The following is a 17,514-nucleotide window of genomic DNA, read 5'->3' as shown; positions in this document are numbered from 1 at the left end:
GATCTTCTGATGAAAACAGACACTTCCACCTTTTTAGCTCAGCAAATTGTGCGCTTACGGCGCAGAGATCAGATTCGCCGGTTAATGCAGCGGGATAAAACGCCGCTGGCCATCCTGTTCATGGCGGCCGTTGTCGGCACGCTTACCGGACTGGTTGGCGTCGCCTTTGAAAAGGCGGTTTCCTGGGTACAAAACATGCGCATTGGCGCGCTGGTTCAGGTCGCGGACCATGCGTTTTTGCTTTGGCCGCTGGCCTTTATCCTTTCGGCGTTACTGGCGATGGTCGGCTACTTTTTGGTGCGAAAATTTGCGCCGGAAGCCGGCGGCTCGGGTATCCCGGAAATTGAAGGCGCGCTGGAGGAGTTACGTCCGGTGCGCTGGTGGCGCGTGTTGCCGGTGAAGTTTATCGGCGGGATGGGGACGTTGGGCGCAGGAATGGTATTAGGGCGCGAAGGGCCAACGGTACAAATCGGGGGCAACCTGGGGCGCATGGTGCTGGATGTTTTTCGTATGCGCAGCGCCGAAGCGCGGCATACGTTGCTGGCGACCGGCGCGGCGGCGGGGCTCTCTGCGGCGTTTAACGCGCCGCTGGCGGGTATCCTGTTTATTATTGAAGAGATGCGCCCGCAGTTTCGCTACAACCTGATTTCGATTAAAGCGGTGTTTACCGGCGTCATCATGTCGAGCATTGTGTTCCGCATATTTAACGGCGAAGCGCCGATTATTGAAGTCGGCAAACTGTCTGATGCGCCGGTTAACACGCTGTGGTTATACCTTATCCTCGGTATTATTTTTGGTTGCGTCGGGCCGGTATTTAATTCGTTGGTGCTGCGTACCCAGGATATGTTTCAGCGCTTTCATGGCGGCGAAATTAAAAAATGGGTGCTTATGGGCGGCGCGATCGGCGGCCTGTGCGGTATTCTGGGGTTGATTGAGCCGGAAGCGGCAGGCGGCGGATTTAACCTTATTCCTATCGCCGCGGCAGGTAATTTTAGCGTCGGGCTACTGCTGTTCATCTTTATTACCCGGGTGGTCACGACGCTGCTTTGCTTTTCTTCCGGCGCGCCGGGGGGCATTTTCGCCCCGATGCTGGCGCTGGGAACGCTGCTTGGTACGGCCTTCGGTATGGCGGCGGCAGTGCTTTTCCCGCAGTATCACCTGGAGGCCGGTACCTTTGCGATTGCCGGGATGGGGGCGCTGATGGCGGCGTCGGTGCGCGCCCCGTTGACGGGGATTGTGCTGGTGCTGGAGATGACCGATAACTATCAGCTCATTTTGCCAATGATTATCACCTGTCTTGGCGCGACACTATTAGCCCAGTTTTTGGGCGGGAAACCGTTATACTCAACCATCCTGGCGCGCACTCTGGCGAAGCAGGATGCGGAACAGGCGGCGAAAAACCAGAATGCGCCTGCGGGCGAGAATACTTGAACGAATTACCAGGGTATTAGATAATGACTGCCAATATTGGGTGAAAATTTATCCAATTACCGATGTCGTTTGGAGCAAAATATGAGTGATGACGTAGCGCTGCCGCTGCAGTTTACCGACGCAGCAGCGAATAAAGTAAAAAGTCTTATCGCTGACGAAGATAACCCGAATCTGAAACTGCGCGTGTATATCACCGGCGGCGGTTGCAGCGGCTTCCAGTATGGTTTTACCTTTGACGATCAGGTGAACGAAGGGGATATGACCATCGAAAAACAGGGCGTTGGCCTGGTGGTTGACCCGATGAGTTTGCAGTATCTGGTGGGTGGTTCGGTGGATTATACCGAAGGTCTGGAAGGTTCCCGCTTCATTGTAACCAACCCGAATGCGAAAAGTACCTGCGGGTGTGGCTCTTCCTTCAGCATTTGATTGCTGTTCGTTGTGCCGGATGGCGACGCGAGCGTCTTATCCGGCCTACAACATCTTTCCTGTAGGCCCGATAAGCGTAGCGCCATCGAGCAAAACAATATCAACGTCCGTTTTCATCCAGTGCAAACGTCGGCAATTTCAAATGCCAACGAATGGCCGCCAGCCGAATGAACAGCGTGACGACCATACCCATCATGCTGGCGCTTTCCAGCGGTACTGAAAACGTATAAAACGCGGTGGCGTGAACAATCCCGCCGATAATACAGGCCGTGGCATAGATTTCGGTGCGTAGGATCATGGGAATCTCGCGTGCCAGAACATCGCGAATAATCCCGCCGCCGACGCCGGTAATCACGCCCATACAGACTGCCACTAATGGCCCCGTTTCAGCGAGGAAGGCTTTATTCACCCCAATGCCGACAAACACCGCCAGCCCGACCGCATCCAGTACCGGCAACATCCATTTCGGCAGACGTCTTGGCTGGCGAACCAGCAGGATGGTCAGCATACTGGTGACCATGGCGACGACCAAATCGGTAGGATCTTTAACCCAGAATACCGGGCCGTTATCCAGCGCCATATCGCGGATTGTCCCGCCGCCGACGGCAGTAACGACGCCGAGCACCAGGACGCCGAACGGGTCCATACGTAATTTCCCGGCCAGCAACACGCCAGAGATAGCAAATACAGCCGTGCCTACAATATCCAGCCAATAGACGAGCATTGTCGAATCCCCACTGGGAGCCTGGTAAGACAGGCTCTAATTCACCTGTGAAAGCGCATTACAGAGTTGTTTTGCGGCGAGGATAATACGCGGGCTTGCGCGTTCAAACCAGTCGCTGTTAAGCGGAATAACCGGAATTTTTAACAGGTTTCCCCAGTATTGTTCAATTTTGAGAATTTCGCCCGCTTTTCCGGCCACGATAATGGCCTGGGGATGCCTTGCCAGCACCTGCTCACGGCTGACTTGCGGCCACGGCACGCGGCTGTCAGCAAAGACGTTTTCTCCGCCGCAGGTCGTCAAAACCTGATGTTGAATAGACCCTTTACCACTGGTAAACAGAGGATTCATGCCAAACTGAAGAAAGACGCGCTTTTTAGCTTTACCGGCATACTCGGCGTTGAGAGCGGCGTACTCGTTTAGCAATGTCTGCGCTGCCTGCTGAGCCTTTTCCGGCTGCGGGCTCCAGGCGGCCAGTTGACGGAGCGTGTCGGCGATCTGTTCGATGGTTACCGCGTCCACCCACATGACCTTAATACCTAATGACGTCAGTTGGTTTACCTGGCGTTCCGCATTACCGCCGCGCCAGGCGACGACCAGATCCGGCTTCAGCGCCACAATGCGTTCCAGATTCATTCCCTGCCAGGTAGAGACCTGTTCTATTTTTTGCGCTTCGGGCGGGTAGTCGGAATAGCTGCTGACGCCAACGGGCGTAATCCCGGCGGCAAAAGCGAGCTCCGTATTGGCGGGAGAGAGGGTAATGACGCGCGGCGCAGCGTAAAGCCACACCGGGAGCGTAAGCAGCAGGGCGACCAGCGCCCTGAACATTTGCTTAGCCATGCGCCAGTTTCTGTACTAGCGTCTCGACCATCAGAGTCGACTGTTTCGCCGCCACCGCGAGGAATTCGTCAAAGCTGAGGTGCGATTGCTGATCGGCCACGTCAGAAATAGCGCGTACCACCACGAACGGCACGTTGAAGTTATAGCAGACGTGTGCGATAGCGGTGGCTTCCATCTCTACGGCGACCGCGTCGGGGAAGTTATGCCGAATTTTTGCCAGCCCGACGGAGCCGTTAATAAACGCGTCGCCGCTAACAATAAGGCCGCGTACCGCGTTCAGATTCAGCTCTCTGATGCAGGATTCTGCGGCGGCGATCAGTTTATCATCGGCCTTAAATCCGGCCGGACAGCCCGGTAATTGCCCGTATTCATAGCCGAAAGCGGTCACATCAGCGTCGTGGTAACGCGCTTCGTCAGAGACGACGATATCGCCGACCTTCAGCGTGGACGCCAGACCGCCTGCGGAACCGGTATTGATGATCACGTCCGGTTTGCAGTGCTCCAGAAGCAACGTTGCGCCCAGCGCCGCCGCGACTTTACCGATACCAGATTTCAGCAACGCCACTTCGGTGCCGTTCAACTGGCCGGTGTAAATTTCGCAGCCGCCCAGCGTAATCGTCTGACGGTTGTCAATTTTGTCACGCAGCAGCGTAACTTCTTCTTCCATTGCGCCAATGATGCCGATTTTCATAGATTTACTCGCGATAAGTCAGTTTTGAGGGCATAGTTTATCATGCGCTTATGGGGAAGCGCATTTCTCAGGCGGGGAGAGAATATGGCATCGATCGATTTCCGAAATAAAATTAACTGGCATCGTCGTTATCGTTCACCGCAGGGCGTAAAGACGGAACATGAGATCCTGCGGATTTTTGAAAGCGATCGCGGGCGGATTATCAACTCTCCGGCTATACGCCGTTTGCAGCAAAAAACGCAGGTTTTCCCGCTGGAGCGCAATGCCGCAGTACGTACTCGCCTGACGCATTCGATGGAGGTGCAGCAGGTGGGGCGTTATATCGCGAAAGAGATTTTAAGCCGCCTGAAAGAGCAAAACCGACTGGAGGAGTACGGCCTGGACGCGCTGACCGGTCCCTTTGAAAGTATTGTGGAAATGGCCTGCCTGATGCACGACATCGGTAATCCGCCGTTCGGTCATTTTGGCGAGGCGGCGATCAATGACTGGTTTCGTCAGCGGCTGCATCCGGAAGATGCGGAAAGTCAGCCGCTCACGCATGATCGCTGTGTGGTTTCCTCGCTACGGTTACAGGAAGGCGAAGAAAATCTGAACGATATTCGCCGCAAGGTACGTCAGGATATCTGCCATTTTGAAGGCAATGCACAGGGAATTCGTCTGGTACATACGCTCATGCGGATGAATCTTACCTGGGCGCAGGTTGGCGGAATTTTAAAATATACCCGTCCGGCATGGTGGCGAGGGCCGGTGCCGGATTCCCATCGCTATTTAATGAAGAAACCGGGCTATTATCTTTCTGAAGAGAAGTATATTGCGAGGTTACGTAAAGAACTGCAGTTAGCGCCTTACAGTCGCTTTCCATTAACGTGGATTATGGAAGCCGCAGATGATATTTCTTATTGTGTCGCCGATCTTGAAGATGCGGTAGAGAAAAGAATCTTTAGCGTTGAGCAGCTTTACCACCATTTATATCACGCGTGGGGCCACCATGAGAAGGATTCGCTGTTTGAGCTGGTGGTAGGAAATGCGTGGGAAAAATCACGCGCCAATACATTAAGCCGCAGTACCGAAGATCAGTTTTTTATGTATTTACGGGTAAATACATTAAATAAACTGGTGCCCTATGCCGCTCAGCGTTTTATTGATAATTTGCCGCAGATTTTTGCCGGTACCTTCAATCAGGCGTTACTGGAAGATGCCAGCGGTTTTAGCCGCCTGCTTGAACTCTATAAGAATGTGGCGGTTGAACATGTGTTTAGCCATCCGGATGTAGAACAGCTTGAACTACAGGGATACCGGGTGATCAGCGGGTTATTAGATATCTATCAGCCGCTATTAAGTTTGTCGCTTAACGACTTTCGCGAGCTGGTGGAAAAAGAACGGTTGAAACGCTTCCCCATAGAATCGCGCTTATTTCAGAAACTTTCTACGCGCCATCGTTTGGCCTACGTGGAAGTCGTCAGTAAATTACCTACGGATTCGGCGGAGTACCCGGTACTGGAATATTATTATCGCTGTCGGTTGATTCAGGATTATATCAGCGGGATGACTGACCTTTACGCATGGGATGAATATCGGCGTTTGATGGCGGTCGAACAGTAAATGGACTTTTGTAAAGATGGACAATAAATTTTTACTTTTTCCAGAAACTTTGTTCCGGAACTTCGCGTTATAAAATGAATCTGACGTACACAGCAATTTTGCGTTACCTGTTAATCGAGATTGAAACACATGAAAAAAACCACATTAGCAATGAGTGCACTGGCTCTGAGTTTAGGTTTGGCATTGTCGCCTCTGTCTGCCACGGCGGCTGAAACGTCCTCTTCAGCAATGACTGCCCAGCAGATGCCAAGCCTGGCACCGATGCTCGAAAAAGTGATGCCATCGGTGGTCAGTATTAATGTAGAAGGTAGCACCACGGTGAATACGCCGCGTATGCCGCGTAATTTCCAGCAGTTCTTTGGCGATGACTCCCCGTTCTGCCAGGACGGTTCTCCGTTCCAGAATTCTCCGTTCTGCCAGGGCGGCGGTAACGGCGGCAACGGCGGTCAACAACAGAAATTCATGGCGCTGGGCTCCGGCGTAATTATTGACGCCGCGAAGGGCTACGTCGTTACCAACAACCACGTGGTTGATAACGCCAGCGTGATTAAAGTACAGCTTAGCGATGGACGTAAATTCGATGCTAAAGTGGTGGGCAAAGATCCACGTTCTGATATCGCGCTGATTCAAATTCAGAATCCGAAGAACCTGACGGCGATTAAGCTGGCGGACTCCGACGCGCTGCGCGTGGGGGATTATACCGTCGCTATTGGTAACCCGTTTGGTCTGGGCGAAACGGTGACGTCAGGTATCGTTTCGGCGCTGGGGCGTAGCGGCCTGAACGTAGAAAATTACGAGAACTTTATTCAGACCGACGCCGCGATTAACCGCGGTAACTCCGGCGGCGCGCTGGTGAACCTGAACGGTGAGCTGATCGGTATTAACACCGCGATTCTGGCGCCGGACGGCGGCAACATCGGTATCGGCTTCGCTATCCCCAGTAACATGGTGAAAAACCTGACGTCGCAGATGGTGGAATACGGCCAGGTGAAACGCGGCGAACTGGGGATCATGGGGACTGAGCTGAATTCCGAATTGGCGAAAGCGATGAAAGTCGACGCCCAGCGTGGCGCGTTCGTCAGCCAGGTGATGCCGAATTCGTCCGCGGCGAAAGCGGGTATCAAAGCCGGGGATGTCATTACCTCGCTGAACGGTAAACCGATCAGCAGCTTTGCGGCGCTGCGCGCTCAGGTCGGCACTATGCCGGTCGGCAGCAAAATCAGCCTCGGTCTGCTGCGTGAAGGTAAAGCGATTACGGTTAATCTGGAACTGCAGCAGAGCAGCCAGAGTCAGGTTGATTCCAGCACCATCTTCAGCGGGATTGAAGGCGCTGAAATGAGCAATAAAGGCCAGGATAAAGGCGTTGTGGTGAGCAGCGTGAAAGCGAATTCACCCGCCGCGCAAATTGGCCTCAAAAAAGGCGATGTCATTATCGGCGCTAACCAGCAGCCGGTGAAAAATATCGCCGAGCTGCGTAAAATTCTCGACAGCAAGCCGTCGGTGCTGGCGCTGAATATTCAGCGTGGTGATAGTTCTATTTATTTGCTGATGCAGTAATCACCTTTGTCCCCCTTCCGCCATGGAAGGGGGCAACACTTTTCTGTGAAACCCCCCACAACTCCATACTTATTTGCACCGTTTTGTGCATTTGCACAATGTCGAGACTTGTCATCTTCCTTATGCTTGTGCTCTGCTCACAGGAGGGATTTATGGCTGGCTGGCATCTTGATACCAAAATGGCGCAGGATATCGTGGCGCGCACTATGCGCATCATCGATACCAATATCAACGTAATGGATGCCCGCGGGCGTATTATCGGCAGCGGCGATCGGGAACGTATTGGTGAATTGCACGAAGGCGCGCTGTTAGTGCTGTCGCAGGGCCGGGTTGTGGATATCGACGACGCCGTGGCGCGACACCTGCACGGGGTACGTCAGGGGATTAATCTTCCCTTACGCCTTGAGGGCGAAATTGTCGGCGTGATCGGTCTCACCGGCGAACCAGAGCATCTGCGTAAATATGGCGAACTGGTGTGTATGACTGCCGAAATGATGCTGGAGCAGTCGCGGTTAATGCACCTTTTGGCGCAGGATAGCCGTTTGCGCGAAGAGCTGGTGATGAACCTGATTCAGGCCGAAGAAAATACGCCGGCGCTGGTGGAATGGGCGCAGCGTTTGGGGATCGATTTGAACCAACCGCGTGTGGCGGCGGTGGTGGAAGTCGACAGCGGCCAGCTTGGCGTCGATAGCGCAATGGCGGAACTTCAGCAGTTGCAGAATGCGCTTACCACGCCGGAGCGTAACAACCTGATAGCCATTGTGTCTCTCACCGAGATGGTGGTGCTCAAACCCGCCTTAAACTCGTTTGGTCGCTGGGATGCTGAAGATCATCGTAAGCGCGTAGAGCAGCTTATCTCGCGAATGAAAGAGAATGGTCAGCTACGTTTTCGCGTGGCGCTGGGCAATTACTTTACCGGGCCGGGCAGTATTGCACGCTCATACCGCACGGCGCGCACCACGATGATGGTCGGCAAACAGCGGATGCCAGAAAGCCGCAGCTATTTTTATCAGGATTTGATGCTGCCGGTTCTGTTAGATAGCCTGCGTGGCGGCTGGCAGGCCAATGAGCTGGCGCGCCCGCTGGTAAAACTCAAAGCGATGGATAACAACGGATTATTACGTCGGACGCTGACGGCGTGGTTTCGCCATAATGTCCAGCCGCTGGCGACCTCTAAGGCACTGTTTATTCATCGTAACACGCTGGAATATCGGCTAAATCGTATTTCGGAACTGACCGGGCTGGATTTGGGAAATTTTGACGATCGGCTGTTGCTGTATGTGGCGCTACAGCTGGATGAACAGCGTTAAGTCCGGCAGCGCTTCGCTGACCAGAGCAGGGAGATTGGGCGAAGAGGTAGGCCGGATTAGGCAAAGCCGTCATCCGACAACGTAATCTCACAGCGCCCGAAGACGCTGTGATGGGGTGGGGTTAATTCGTGGTCAGGCGCTGCAATCCCCGCGCCGTGACCTGCCAGATCACGTGTTGCGGCTGCGGCCAGCTTTCGCCATTGAGCGGGTTGCGGATAACCGACTGGTCTGCGCCCTCGGCATGAAAGACCTCAATCGTATAATCCTCATCCAGCCCGCAGACGTCAGTATAGCCGCCAAGCTGCACTGAACCTTTTATCGACTGACGGTAAACCACCGTACCGCGCGTATTATAAATCGTCACTGCCGCATATTCCGTTGCGAAGTCGCTATGCGGCACAATTGGGTATGCGGTAAAGATAAATTGTTGCGCACGGATGTCTATTTCCATACTGGCAAAACCATTTTCTTCCTTGCCAATAAGCTGCCAGCTGAATTTATCGCCATATAATGCGGCAGCATCGGAGGTATTTTTCTCTTCCGTTTGTTCCGGTGAGTCGACCTCCAGCCCATCGCTCACCACGCGCCAGCGGTTGTGTTTTTTCAGCGTGACGTTTTGCCCGGTCGTTTCATTGATGGCGTTGCAACGGTAAGGTTCGTCATGGAAGAGCTCAATGTACATTCCCGCTTGCAAAACAACCGTATCGCTATCGGCTGAATAGTGGGTGGTGACATCATAATGACGGCTATAGATAACCTCGCCGGACTCCTCCTTCACCGTGAGCGTGCTGTATGTCGCGGTATAGTAGGGATGAGGCTGCCCGGCCAGTGTTTCTATTGTCATACGCTGTTGCCGATTATCGTAAGCAAGCTGGCAAAACGTTCTGTCGCCTTGTCCGCGTAACTGCAACGTCACGCCTTTACCGATGCCTTCGCCCGGCTCGCTGTTATCCGTCGGCAGCACATCAACGCTGTCGCGCATTAACGCGCTACGGGTCGGCTCTTCAATGTGGGAGAGCATCAGCCAGAGATCGTTTTTGCAAGCGGCATAAGGTTGCGCCATCAATGAAGGGCAGGCGCGGATAGCATCTGCGCGATGGATAAACATAGCCTGGAGATCTGCGGCAGGATCGTTGTTGAGCGAAAAATGATAAAGCCCTTCGCTATCAAGACGCAGTAACTGATATTTCGTCGACGAGACCAATGTCAGATAGCCCGGCGAGGCTTTCAGGCGGCCAGGCTCGGCATGATAAAGATAAAGGTGGTAGTGGTCGCTAAACGGTACCACAATTTTTTCGGTGGCGCAGTTTGTTCCGTTCATCTTACGTTCAAAAACCTTTTCGCCGCTGGCGGTTAACACCGTTATGCTGGCGTATAACGTATTCGCGAAGTAGCTGTGCGGCGTGGCTTTCGTGATGTCCAGAACTAATTGTCTGGCCTCATGATCCACGGCTAAACGGGCGAAGGGCATGTCGCCGTAGCCGAGGAAAATCAACTGCTCATTATGCGCGGCGCTGTCCTGCAAGGCGGTGAAATTAACGGTAAGCGCGTTTTCCCCTTCGCGGATAACCACATAGTCCGTGTCTGGGCGGTATTTCTGCGATCGCCCTTTGGGCAGGGTGAGATGGTAAATGCCAATGGGCAGGGGAGTTAACGTGAGCGTACTGTCGTTGACGGGCAATGTATACGTGTTGCCGGCGTTGTCGTGTAGCGTTAAGGCGCGTCCATAAAGTTGCTCCGGCTGATCGATATTCAGCGTTAGCGTGAGCGTTCCCGTTTTGTTCAGCGCCGCCAGCTCGGCGTTTTCAACCAGCCAGACAAAAGAGTCCAGTCCCAACTGCTGGCGCACGCTTTCCCATTCGCGCTCCGGCAGCAGATCGTAAAGCGGCCAGACGGGTTTTACCGCCTGTGCGGCGATCTGCTCGCGGGTGAACGCATCGACCGGTAAGCCGCACAGCTGAATAAACGGCGCGACGTCATAACCTGAGGCTGTGGCGATGGCGTCCGCCAGCAGATCGGTCAGGCGATGCTCGCAGGGCAAAAAGTTTTCGCCAGCACCCAGCGCGCGGTAGTTCTGGTTAAACACCCGGAAGGCTTCTGTTCCGCCTTTAAATAACATCAGCATCAGAAATTGCAGACGGGGTCGGACGCCCCAGGCGCTAATCGGCGTGCGATTCCGCAGATGGGTAATGAATTGCAATTCCTGCTCAGACTGCCGCCCGTAATCATAGAGCCAGCCGTCGGTATAAAGATGGTTCCCCTGGTTCAGGTTAAGCTGCTGGAAAAACGCGGCGTAAATGTTGTTCCACACCTCACCGACTGGCAGGTCGACGTCATTCATAAAGACGCCCTGATAGCCGTGACCGATTTCATGCAGAATCGTCCACTGCGTGGCGACATTATCGATCCACCCCTGGCTTAATGTTGCAGCCGTTTGCGCGCACCACCAGGGGAGATAATAAGCCGCGCCGACGCCGTGTTTATCCGCTTTAATAAAATAGCGGTTAGCGACATTTTGATTAAGCGGCGAAGCAGGGCTATCGCTGAGACCAGTCCAGTCATTATAGGCGTCGATCACTCGCGTATAGTACGCATCCAGCGCGGTGATACCGGCGTTGATGACATTAGCGCGATCCGCCCAGGGCAGCAGAAAACGCACGCGGTCCAGTTCCAGCAGGGCAAAAGGCGACGCCTGTTCTTCCCAGGTCTGGAAAAAAGTGTCTTCGGATTGCCCCTTACGCCAGTGTGGCAAATTTTTATTGCTGGTTGGCTGTCGGTAGATCACCGAAAACTCGCCGCCCTGCGCAAAAAAGAGGGTATCAATAAAGGGAACGGAATCGACCGTTGTGCTGATCGTTTGCCAGTTGCCGTTCAGCGTAAGCGATTTCTCACACGCTGAGTCATTGCACAGCAGACGGAGTCTGGCGTTACCGGCGTTGTTATTTGGCTGGCGGATTTGCAGCTGCGTATTCGCTGGCAGAATAAATCCCAGCGCCTGGCGGTCGTGCTCGCGCCCCTTTTCAAATTTGATGTTATCCAGTCCGGGGGCCGCAGGCAGCGAATAACATGTTAGCGTGATTTCCTGAGTCATATAACCTCCATAAATAGGGAGGATGAACATAGCTTTTTATTTTTATTAATAAATACAGCAGGATAACGAAATGATATGTATTGAGCCGCTGTGAGGCATAGTGATGAAAAATGGTGGTAGCCGTGAGGCGGATGAGAGGGAGCAGCAGAGTGAGAGGGGCCCGAAATGAAGCCCCGGCAGCTTTTTTATTTGCGGGTAAGCTTGTCCAGATCGGCTTCGATTTCACTGATCTTATTCGCGACGACGCTTTCCAGGTGGCGCAAGTCGTCGAGGATCTTACGTTTGAGATCGAGTTCTGAGCGGTCGCGCTGGCAGATTTGGTCCAGCTCGTCAATCACATAGCGTAGGTTAGGGCTAATCTCCTGTACTTCTTTATAACCCTGACCGATGCCATCGGCGACCACCGTTTTGCGCTGGCGTGGATACTTAAACTTCACGCTTTTAGCAAAGAATTCACCTCTATCCTTTTGAAAATAGATTTTCAGGATATCGTTATTGGCTTCTTGCCGCAGGCTGTAACGATCGATTTCCTCAGGATTGGTAATGCCCAGACTTTTTAGATTGTCATACATAGCGGTATCCTTCATCACACTATAACTTTTGAATAATTAACGAAAAGTTGGTTTTTCGCCACCAATGGATACAAAAAAAGCGCGGTTGATCGCAGAAGACGTCTCGGCAACGTCATGAGTAAAAGGACGGTGGTTATTGATAGTTTAAGTAATTCAACGCGATATTCCGTTTATAGAGAAAGCGTTTGAGGTCAGTGTGGAAAATTGACCGGAGGTAGTGGTCGATAACCTTGAGAGGCGGAGTCTATGTCCGGAACGTATAATGCTACTATTCGCCGGGTGGTGATTTCCGCCTGGATAGGAAACTCCATTGAATATTATGATTTTCTATTATACGGCCTGGCAAGCGCGCTGGTATTTGGCCCGCTTTTTTTCCCTGGCGCCAGCCCATTGACTGCAACGTTATCTTCTTTTGCCAGTTTCGGCGTGGGATTTATTTCCCGGCCGCTGGGCGCGCTATTTTTTGGCAACAGGGGAGATACGCTTGGGCGTAAAAACACGTTATTAATCACGTTAGGTGGGATGGGCGCGGTCACGTTTCTCATCGGTTGCCTGCCTTCTTACGCCAGTATTGGCGCGCTGGCGCCTGCCTTACTGGTTATTCTGCGTTTTCTGCAGGGATTTATGGTTGGAGGCGAATGGGGAGGCGCCATGTTAATGGTCGTGGAATATGCTGCTGGAAAGCACCGGGGGCGGTTAAGCGCGCTATCGCAAACAGGAGGACTCACGGGACAATTATTGGCGACAGGCGCATTTATAGTCGTGACCCAATTACCGAAGGATGCGTTGTTATTGTGGGGATGGCGTATTCCTTTTCTGCTCAGTGCGCTTTTGGTGCTGCCTGGATTATATATGCGTCATCGTCTGGATGAGACGCCTGTCTTCCGTGCGTTTAAAAAGCAGCAGGCCATTAAGCATATGCAGCAAAAAGAAGAAAGGCCGGTGGTCAAAGTGGTACGAGAACAATGGCGCAGCATTTTGCTGATTATAATTCTACGTTTTGCGGAAAGCGTTCCCTTTTTTCTTGCCACCGTCTTCGCGGTTTCCTGGGCGACGACGCAGCTTGGGATTGCCAGCCTGACTATTCTGTACATTGTAATGTTCACCTGTCTGCTGGCGTATCCCATGCACGTGCTATTTGGCATCATGTCGGATCGGCGTGGCTGCCGTCAGGTGTATATTTTCGGCGCGCTTTTTGTCGCGGCAATGGCTTTTCCCTTTTTCTGGCTGCTGGAAAGCCGTTCGCTCATACTGATGACAATGGGCTACGTTCTGCTTATTAACATTGGTCATAATTCACTGAATGCCGTGCAACCTTCTTTTTTCGCCGGACTGTTTCATCCGCCTGTACGCTACAGCGGTTCATCAATTGGCGCTCAGTTGGGGGCGGTTGTGGCAGGGGGATTCACGCCGTTTATCGCTAAAGCGTTAAGCGCAGTCTATGATAACAGTTGGACTTTGGTTGCCGGTTATGTCGTTTTGACTGCGTTGGCTTCGGCATTTGCGGCAAAGATTGCGCCGGAAACCGTGTTACCGCATTCGCCGTAATGCAAAGGGGGGCTGTCGCCCCCGCTTTTCACTCGCTTAATCAATAGTGCGCAATAATTCGTTAATGCCCACTTTGCCACGCGTTTTGGCGTCGACTTTTTTCACGATCACCGCGCAGTACAAACTGTACTTACCGTCTTTTGACGGCAGGTTGCCGGAAACGACCACGGAGCCCGCCGGTACGCGGCCATAGTGAACTTCACCGGTTTCGCGATCGTAGATTTTGGTGCTCTGGCCGAGGTATACCCCCATGGAAATGACGGAACCTTCTTCGACAATGACGCCTTCCACGACTTCAGAACGCGCGCCAATAAAGCAGTTGTCTTCAATGATGGTCGGGTTAGCCTGCAGAGGCTCCAGTACGCCGCCGATACCCACGCCGCCGGAAAGGTGAACATTTTTACCAATCTGCGCGCAGGAACCCACCGTCGCCCAGGTATCAACCATGGTGCCTTCGTCAACGTAGGCGCCGATGTTAACGTAAGACGGCATCAGCACGGTGTTGCGGGCGATAAATGCGCCCTGACGAACGGCTGCAGGCGGAACGACGCGGAAGCCTTCTTTCTGAAAACGCGCTTCGTCGTAATCAGCGAATTTCATCGGGACTTTATCGAAGTAGCGGCTTTCCGCACCGTCGATAACCTGGTTATCGTTAATACGGAAAGAGAGCAGAACCGCTTTCTTCAACCACTGGTGAGTGACCCACTGACCGTCGATTTTTTCTGCGACACGCAGCGCGCCGGAATCAAGTAGAGAAATGACCTGGTTTACCGCCTCTCGGGTCACGGTATCTACATTAACCGGCGTAATATCGGCGCGGCGCTCAAAAGCGGTCTCAATAACGTTCTGTAACTGCTGCATTGTTAAACTCTTTCATATAAATAAACACACTACCCTTTATCGTTTGGATTGAGGGCCGCTGTCAACCGTTGTTGCACCTCAAGTTGCAGCACATTATTAAGCGCGCGCCGATCCGCTGTGGCGATTATGAATAAATCTTCTACTCGTTCACCAATGGTTGTAATTCGGGCGCCATGAAGCGAAATTCCCAGATCGGCAAAAATTTGTCCGACCCTGGCCAGCAGACCAGGTTGATCGAGCGCGATCAATTCCATGAATGATTTTCTGTCAGTATGGGTGGGCAAAAAATTGACTTCCGTTTCGACCGTAAAGTGCCGTAACTTTGCCGGTTGCCGACGCGGCTGCGGCGGCTGCCAGCTACGCTGCGTAATGGTCTGTTCAAGACCGGTGCGAATAACGTCATGGCGATCCGCCGCCAGCGGGCTGCCGTCTGGTTCCAGAACGATAAACGTATCCATTGCCATGCCGTCGCGAGTGGTAAAGATCTGCGCGTCATGGACGCTTAAATTACGCCTGTCCAGCTCGGCGCAGACGGCGGCAAACAGATAGGGTCTGTCCGGACTCCAGATAAAAATTTCGGTTCCGCCGCGCGTGGCCTGCGGACTGAGCAACACTAACGGTTGGCTCAGATCGTGCTGCAATAAATGGCGTGCGTGCCAGGCGAGCTGATTTGGACTATGACGAACAAAATAGTTAGCGCGACAGCGGGTCCAGATTTTGTGCAGCGCGGCTTCATCAATATTGTCCATTCGCAGCAGCGCCAGCGCCTGAAGCTGATGGTGACGCACGCGCTCACGCATATCCGGCGTATTTTGCATTCCACGTCTGAGCTGTTTTTCAGTGGCGAAGTACAGCTCGCGCAGCAGGCTCTGTTTCCAGCTATTCCACAAGGTTTCGTTGGTCGCGCAGATGTCCGCGACGGTCAGGCAGACCAGAAAACGCAGCCGTGTTTCGGTTTGCACCTCTTCGGCGAACTGCTTGATGACTTCCGGATCCTGGATGTCGCGGCGCTGGGCGGTGACTGACATCAGCAGGTGTTGGCGCACCAGCCAGGCGACCAGTTGCGTTTCGCGTGAGTTCAAACCGTGCAGTTCGGCGAAGGTGAGTACATCCTGCGCGCCCAGTACCGAATGGTCGCCGCCGCGTCCTTTCGCAATATCGTGGAACAGCGCGGCGATCAGGATCAGTTCCGGATGGGGAAGCCGCGGCCAGAGATCGACGCATAGCGGATGGCGCTGGCGCGTCTCTTCTTTCGCGAAGCTCTCCAGTTTGAGCATTACGCGGATGGTGTGTTCATCCACCGTGTATGCGTGGAACAGGTCAAACTGCATTTGTCCGACGATGTGCGACCACTGCGGCATATAAGCCCACAGTACGCTGTGGCGATGCATAGGCAGCAGGCCGCGGCTGACCGCGCCGGGATGGCGCAGCATACTAAGAAACAGAGTGCGCGCCTCCGGGATGTAACACAGCGGTTGGCTCAGGTGGCGGCGGGCGTGGCGCAAATGGCGTAACGTCGTAGAGTAGATGCCGGTGATCGCGCTATTGCGCACCATCATATAAAACATGCGCAGGATCGCTTGCGGTTCGCGGATAAACAGCGTGTCGTCACGCAGATCAATGAGCGTGCCGCGCAGTTGAAACTCATCGTCAACAGGACGTGGTTTTTCATCCGCAGGCAGCGCCAGAATCGCCTCGTCAAATAGCTGAAGCAGCATCTGATTAAGTTCGCTCACCCGGCGCGTAACCCGGAAGTAGTCTTTCATCATCCGCTCAACCGGATCATTGCCCTCGCCGCTGTAGTTAAGGCGTTGAGCGACGCTTAACTGGCGGTCGAATAGCAGGCGGTTATCGTAGCGGCTGACCACCAGATGTAGCGCAAAGCGAATGCGCCACAGGATATGCAGGCACTCGTTGAGCTCCGCGCGTTCAGCCGGGGTTAAAAAGCCGAATCCCACCATCTCATCGAGCGAGGTAGCGCCGAAGTGACGTCGGGCGACCCACTGCAATGTATGGATATCGCGCAGGCCGCCGGGGCTGCTTTTAATATCCGGCTCCAGATTATAGCTGGTGCCGTGATAGCGCTGGTGGCGCTGGTTCTGCTCTTCTACTTTGGCGGCGTAAAATTTGTCGGACGGCCAAAAACCTTCGCTGAAAATATGTTTTTGCAGTGCCAGAAACAGAGCGACATCACCGATCAGCAGGCGCGTTTCGATGAGGTTTGTCGCAACGGTTAAATCAGACAGACCTTCCAGCAGACACTCTTCCAGCGTACGTACGCTATGTCCGACATCCAGCTTGACGTCCCATAATAAAGTCAGCAGTTCGCCGACCTTTTGTGCCTGTTCATCGGGCAGCTTTTTGCGGCTTAAAATGAGCAGATCAATATCGGAAAGCGGATGCAGTTCGCCGCGTCCATAGCCGCCGACGGCGACCAGCGCCAGATCGGCAATCTGACCGAAACCGGCCTCAATCCACAGGCGTTGCAACAACTGGTCGATAAATTCGGTTCGGGCTTCAATAAGCTGTTCAGCACAAATGCCGCTGTCAAATGCCTCGCCCAGCCAGTGTTGAAAGATGTCGATGCGGGCTTTGATACCGGCGACGGTCAGTTCAGCGCGCGGCCAGACGCCAGGGTTTTGCGGCTGGTCAGGGAGGGTGGGGAGTGCGGTATTCGCGTGCTGTTCAGGAAGAGTATTCATATGCGCCACCCATTAAAAAGCCGGATAATGGCGTGAACGCCTTATCCGGCCTACGTATTTACTCTTCATCCTTCAAGTTGCTTCTACGTTGGCTGCGCTCGTTCACTCCAGTCACGTACTTATGTACGCTCCTGAAGATTCACTCTCTTGCCGCCTTGAGGC

13 protein-coding genes are annotated in these 17,514 nt (G+C 53.5%); 6 read left to right on the top strand and 7 right to left on the bottom strand.

From position 1 onward, the window contains the following. Positions 1-9 precede the first annotated feature (9 nt). Positions 10-1,431 (top strand): H(+)/Cl(-) exchange transporter ClcA, encoded by a 1,422-nt coding sequence (clcA, locus tag NAZ64_RS16855; protein ID WP_000845430.1) that lies wholly within the window; start codon positions 10-12, stop codon positions 1,429-1,431. Between the two features lie 81 nt (positions 1,432-1,512). After that, the gene (gene erpA, locus NAZ64_RS16850; protein WP_001278668.1) at positions 1,513-1,857 is read left to right on the top strand and encodes an iron-sulfur cluster insertion protein ErpA; all 345 of its coding nucleotides are present in this window, start codon (positions 1,513-1,515) and stop codon (positions 1,855-1,857) included. 100 nt (positions 1,858-1,957) lie between these two features. Here the strand turns inward: erpA and NAZ64_RS16845 are convergent, their stop codons facing one another. From NAZ64_RS16845 to mtnN, 3 genes are read right to left on the bottom strand one after another with little or no spacing between them, the layout of a single operon-like run. Further along, on the bottom strand, positions 1,958-2,581 hold the full coding sequence (locus tag NAZ64_RS16845) for a TRIC cation channel family protein (RefSeq protein WP_000964234.1): 624 nt from the start codon (positions 2,579-2,581) through the stop codon (positions 1,958-1,960). Between the two features lie 36 nt (positions 2,582-2,617). Next, on the bottom strand, positions 2,618-3,418 hold the full coding sequence (gene btuF / locus NAZ64_RS16840) for a vitamin B12 ABC transporter substrate-binding protein BtuF (protein WP_001118843.1): 801 nt from the start codon (positions 3,416-3,418) through the stop codon (positions 2,618-2,620). Continuing rightward, positions 3,411-4,109, bottom strand: coding sequence for a 5'-methylthioadenosine/S-adenosylhomocysteine nucleosidase (mtnN, locus tag NAZ64_RS16835; RefSeq protein ID WP_000689822.1), 699 nt, complete (start codon positions 4,107-4,109; stop codon positions 3,411-3,413). The genes btuF and mtnN overlap by 8 nt, the downstream gene beginning before the upstream one ends. An 84-nt stretch (positions 4,110-4,193) precedes the next feature. Here mtnN and dgt point away from each other — a divergent pair, with 84 nt between their 5' ends. The 3 genes from dgt (at position 4,194) to cdaR (ending at position 8,578) form a co-directional block, all read left to right on the top strand. Then, on the top strand, positions 4,194-5,711 hold the full coding sequence (gene dgt / locus NAZ64_RS16830) for a dGTPase (protein ID WP_000146450.1): 1,518 nt from the start codon (positions 4,194-4,196) through the stop codon (positions 5,709-5,711). Positions 5,712-5,840: 129 nt separating this feature from the next. Next, entirely contained in the window at positions 5,841-7,268 is a 1,428-nt protein-coding gene (gene degP / locus NAZ64_RS16825) for a serine endoprotease DegP (protein ID WP_000753958.1), read from the top strand. Between the two features lie 152 nt (positions 7,269-7,420). Then, complete coding sequence (gene cdaR, locus NAZ64_RS16820; RefSeq protein ID WP_000929420.1) at positions 7,421-8,578, top strand: DNA-binding transcriptional regulator CdaR; 1,158 nt, start codon at positions 7,421-7,423, stop codon at positions 8,576-8,578. Positions 8,579-8,699: 121 nt separating this feature from the next. Here the strand turns inward: cdaR and NAZ64_RS16815 are convergent, their stop codons facing one another. Next, a complete protein-coding gene (locus NAZ64_RS16815) occupies positions 8,700-11,669 on the bottom strand; it encodes a putative mucin/carbohydrate-binding domain-containing protein (RefSeq protein ID WP_483640992.1) in 2,970 nt (989 codons plus the stop codon). A 185-nt stretch (positions 11,670-11,854) separates the two neighbouring features. After that, entirely contained in the window at positions 11,855-12,241 is a 387-nt protein-coding gene (locus NAZ64_RS16810; RefSeq protein ID WP_000272193.1) for a DUF3461 family protein, read from the bottom strand. A gap of 246 nt (positions 12,242-12,487) precedes the next feature. Here NAZ64_RS16810 and NAZ64_RS16805 point away from each other — a divergent pair, with 246 nt between their 5' ends. Then, positions 12,488-13,789, top strand: a complete 1,302-nt coding sequence (locus tag NAZ64_RS16805; protein WP_000017175.1) for an MFS transporter — start codon at positions 12,488-12,490, stop codon at positions 13,787-13,789. A 36-nt stretch (positions 13,790-13,825) separates the two neighbouring features. Here the strand turns inward: NAZ64_RS16805 and dapD are convergent, their stop codons facing one another. Together dapD and glnD are read right to left on the bottom strand one after the other, a co-directional pair. Continuing rightward, entirely contained in the window at positions 13,826-14,650 is an 825-nt protein-coding gene (gene dapD / locus NAZ64_RS16800) for a 2,3,4,5-tetrahydropyridine-2,6-dicarboxylate N-succinyltransferase (protein ID WP_001186676.1), read from the bottom strand. A gap of 29 nt (positions 14,651-14,679) precedes the next feature. Further along, complete coding sequence (glnD, locus tag NAZ64_RS16795; protein WP_001094523.1) at positions 14,680-17,352, bottom strand: bifunctional uridylyltransferase/uridylyl-removing protein GlnD; 2,673 nt, start codon at positions 17,350-17,352, stop codon at positions 14,680-14,682. Positions 17,353-17,514 lie beyond the last annotated feature (162 nt).

The organism is Salmonella sp. A1325 (genome assembly GCF_056991255.1).
This window is presented reverse-complemented; position numbering and strand designations above follow the sequence as displayed.